The organism is Pseudomonas edaphica, from assembly GCF_005863185.1.
GTDB lineage: Bacteria > Pseudomonadota > Gammaproteobacteria > Pseudomonadales > Pseudomonadaceae > Aquipseudomonas > Aquipseudomonas edaphica.
The window spans coordinates 1-3,093 of the sequence record NZ_VBVZ01000687.1 but is presented as its reverse complement, the minus strand read 5'-3'; the positions used below and the strand labels follow the sequence as shown (position 1 = coordinate 3,093).

The 3,093-nt window shown below is 61.4% G+C and carries 3 protein-coding genes; all 3 read right to left on the bottom strand.

Going from position 1 to position 3,093, the window contains the following annotated elements:
• Positions 1 to 1,168, bottom strand: a 1,168-nt coding sequence (gene deoA / locus FEM54_RS28985) for a thymidine phosphorylase (protein WP_138453898.1), incomplete at its 3' end; no start/stop codon positions are given.
• Positions 1,169 to 1,178: 10 nt separating this feature from the next.
• Entirely contained in the window at positions 1,179 to 2,444 is a 1,266-nt protein-coding gene (locus FEM54_RS28980; protein WP_017135630.1) for a NupC/NupG family nucleoside CNT transporter, read from the bottom strand.
• Positions 2,445 to 2,498: 54 nt separating this feature from the next.
• The gene (locus tag FEM54_RS28975) at positions 2,499 to 2,897 is read right to left on the bottom strand and encodes a cytidine deaminase (RefSeq protein ID WP_138453897.1); all 399 of its coding nucleotides are present in this window, start codon (positions 2,895 to 2,897) and stop codon (positions 2,499 to 2,501) included.
• Positions 2,898 to 3,093: the final 196 nt, after the last annotated feature.

The window sequence follows — 3,093 nt, the reverse complement described above, 5'->3', positions numbered from 1 at the left end:
CCTGTTCGCGGACGAAGGCCAACTCGCTGAAGCCCACGGACAGGTCCAGCACGTCGTCCGGATGGCTGCGTCCACCGCCCAATGTCACCACCGCCAACCCCACGGCGCGGGTGTCGATCTCGGTGACACAGCCCTCCTCCTCGGCCCACACCGGCACCGACACGACCGCCTTGGGTAAATGTTCATCGGGTTTGTCGGTAAAACCCTGCGGGCCGCCCAGCGCAACAACCATCTGCTCAAATCGCTGCAAGGCCGCGCCGCTCTGCCAGGCTTGAAGCAATTGATCACGGGCCTGGGCCTCGTCCCTCGCCAGGCCGGCCATCGTCAGTGCCTGTGTGGCCAGCGCCAACGTCACCGCCCACAGGCGTTCACTGCGCACTTCGCCTTTGAGCAGAGCCACCGCTTCAGCCACTTCCAGGGCATTGCCGGCACTGCGGGCCAGCGGCTGGTCCATGTCGGTGATCAGGGCACGGGTGTTGACTCCGGCGCCGTTGGCCACTGCGACGATGCTGGCGGCCAGAGCTCGCGCCTGCTCAGGTTCAGCCATAAAGGCGCCGTTGCCGGTCTTTACATCCATGATCAACACATCGAGGCCGGCGGCGAGCTTCTTGCCGAGGATCGACGCGGTGATCAGGTCTATCGACTCCACCGAGCCAGTCACATCGCGGATCACGTACAAGCGCTTGTCCGCGGGTGCCAGGTTGGCGGTCTGGCCGATGATCGCGCAGCCGACTTCAGCCACCACCGCGCGCAGGCGTTCGGTGCTGGGTTGGCAGTCGTAGCCGGGGATGCTTTCGAGCTTGTCCAGGGTGCCGCCGGTATGCCCCAGGCCGCGCCCGGAGATCATCGGCACGTAACAGCCACAGGCCGCCAGCAAGGGCGCAAGCAACAAGCTGATCATGTCGCCGACGCCGCCGGTGGAATGCTTGTCGACAATCGGCCCTGGCAGCTCCCACTTCAGTATTTGGCCGGAATCGCGCATTGCCTCGGTCAAGGCGATGCGTTCGCTCACGTCCATGCCCTTGATGAACACCGCCATGGCGAACGCCGCCACTTGCCCATCGCTAAGGCTACCGTCGGCAATGCCGGTGACGAACCGTTGAATGTCGATAGCGGCCAGGGCATGCCCGTCGCGCTTACGGCGAATCACTTCTTGTGGCAACCACATACTGTGCTCCTTACAGCGAAATGAAAAAGCCGACAATCGCCGCGCTCATCAGGTTCGAAAGCGTACCGCCGATCATGGCCCGCAGGCCCAGCCGCGCCAGTTCTTGACGCCTTTGCGGGGCGATACCCGTGAGGCCGCCCAGTTGGATGGCAATCGAGGACAGGTTGGCAAAACCGCACAGGGCGAAGGTGACGATCACTTGGGTGTGTGCCGACAACAGCGGCACCCCGGCTGCGGCGGCCTTGTCCGCGGTCAGGTAGTTGGCCAGGTCGGCATAGGCGACGAACTCGTTGAGCACCAGTTTTTCCCCGATAAAACCGCCGGCCAGCACTGCCTCATGCCACGGCACCCCGAGCAGAAAAGCGATCGGCGCCAACACGTGCCCGAGCACCAGTTGCAAGGTCAGCTGCGGGTAGCCAAACCAGTTGCCCGCCCAACCGAGCAGCCCGTTGAACAAGGCGATCAGCGCGATAAACGAAAGCAGCATCGCGCCCACCGCCAACGCCAGGCGCAAGCCGACCTGCGCGCCCTCGGCAGCCGCGTCGATGATATTGGTCGGCCGATTCTCGGCCTGCCCCAGCTCTTCAATCACCTCGTCGGTGCGCGCCGCTTCGGTTTCAGGCTCCATAAGCTTGGCCATCAACAACGCCCCCGGCGCCGACATGAAACATGCGGCGATCAGGTATTTGAGTTCCACCCCAAGCCCGGCGTAACCGAGCAGCACCGAACCTGCTACCGCGGCAAAACCGCCGACCATCACCGCGAACAACTCAGAGCGCGTCAGCTTGGCAATGAACGGCCGTACCACCAGCGGCACCTCCGACTGGCCGATGAAAATCGCCGACGTCACCACCATCGACTCGACGCGACTGGTGCCCAGCAGCAGACGCAGGCCGCCGCCCACCAACCGGATAATCCAGCCCATCACGCCGATGTAATACAGCACCGAGATAAAGCTGCCGAAGAACACAATCATCGGCAACACCCGGATAGCGAATACAAACCCGCCATTTCCGAACACTTCAAACATATGCGGAGAACTCAAACCGCCGAACAGAAACTCGATGCCTTTGTTGGCGTAGAGCTGCAGGGAGGCTACCGCGCCCGACAGCGCGGCGAGCACCGTCTGGCCCCAGGGCACGTACAGCGCAAAAGCGCCGATCAGGACCTGGATCACAAAGGCGACCGAAACCGTGCGCCAGTTGATCGAGCGTCGCTGGTGGGATAAAGCAATGGCAATGACAATAAGGGTCGCTATTCCGACAAGACTGATCATGCAGGCGTCTCAATAATGGACCGAGCGGACACAGGCCAATTGGCCTGCCCAGGATTAGAAAGCGTCGAAAGCACCCGGCAACAATTGCGCCAGGGTCCAGGTACGCGTGGCGGCCGGGTCACTGCCCTGGCAAATCACCACTGCATCCTTGGCCATCAACTCCAGCATCACCTGGCGGCAGGCACCGCAAGGGCTTATCAGTGAAACGTTGGGTGCGTAAACCGCGATGGCCCTGAAACTGCCCGGCGCATGGCCCTGGCTGATGGCACTGAACAAGGCGCTGCGTTCGGCACAATTGGTCAGCCCGTAGGAGATGTTCTCCACGTTGCAGCCCAGTACGACCTCACCATCGGCGGTCAGCAATGCCGCGCCGACCGGAAACCTGGAATAAGGTGAATACGTACGCTCGGCCGCCCGCTTGGCCTCTTCCATCAAACGCTGTTCAATTGTCATTTACAGGGGCATCCCATTTTCTTGCGAGCACGTCCAGGACGGTCGTGACGCTCTTATGGGTGTTATTAAAATAACATTTGGTGTGAATACTCAATCTTTATTTTTGCCTGCGGGCAAAACCCGGATCTTTACTTTCGCGTAAATCCTCCATGCCCTAGGTATGCTCCGCTTTTATTGCCTGACACTGCCTTCGGGG

Bases quoted from the DNA above. Each gene is read 5' to 3' on its own strand.
- FEM54_RS28975 (WP_138453897.1), bottom strand. From the start codon at position 2,897: ATGACAATTGAACAGCGTTTGATGGAAGAGGCCAAGCGGGCGGCCGAG.
- FEM54_RS28980 (WP_017135630.1), bottom strand. From the start codon at position 2,444: ATGATCAGTCTTGTCGGAATAGCGACCCTTATTGTCATTGCCATTGCT.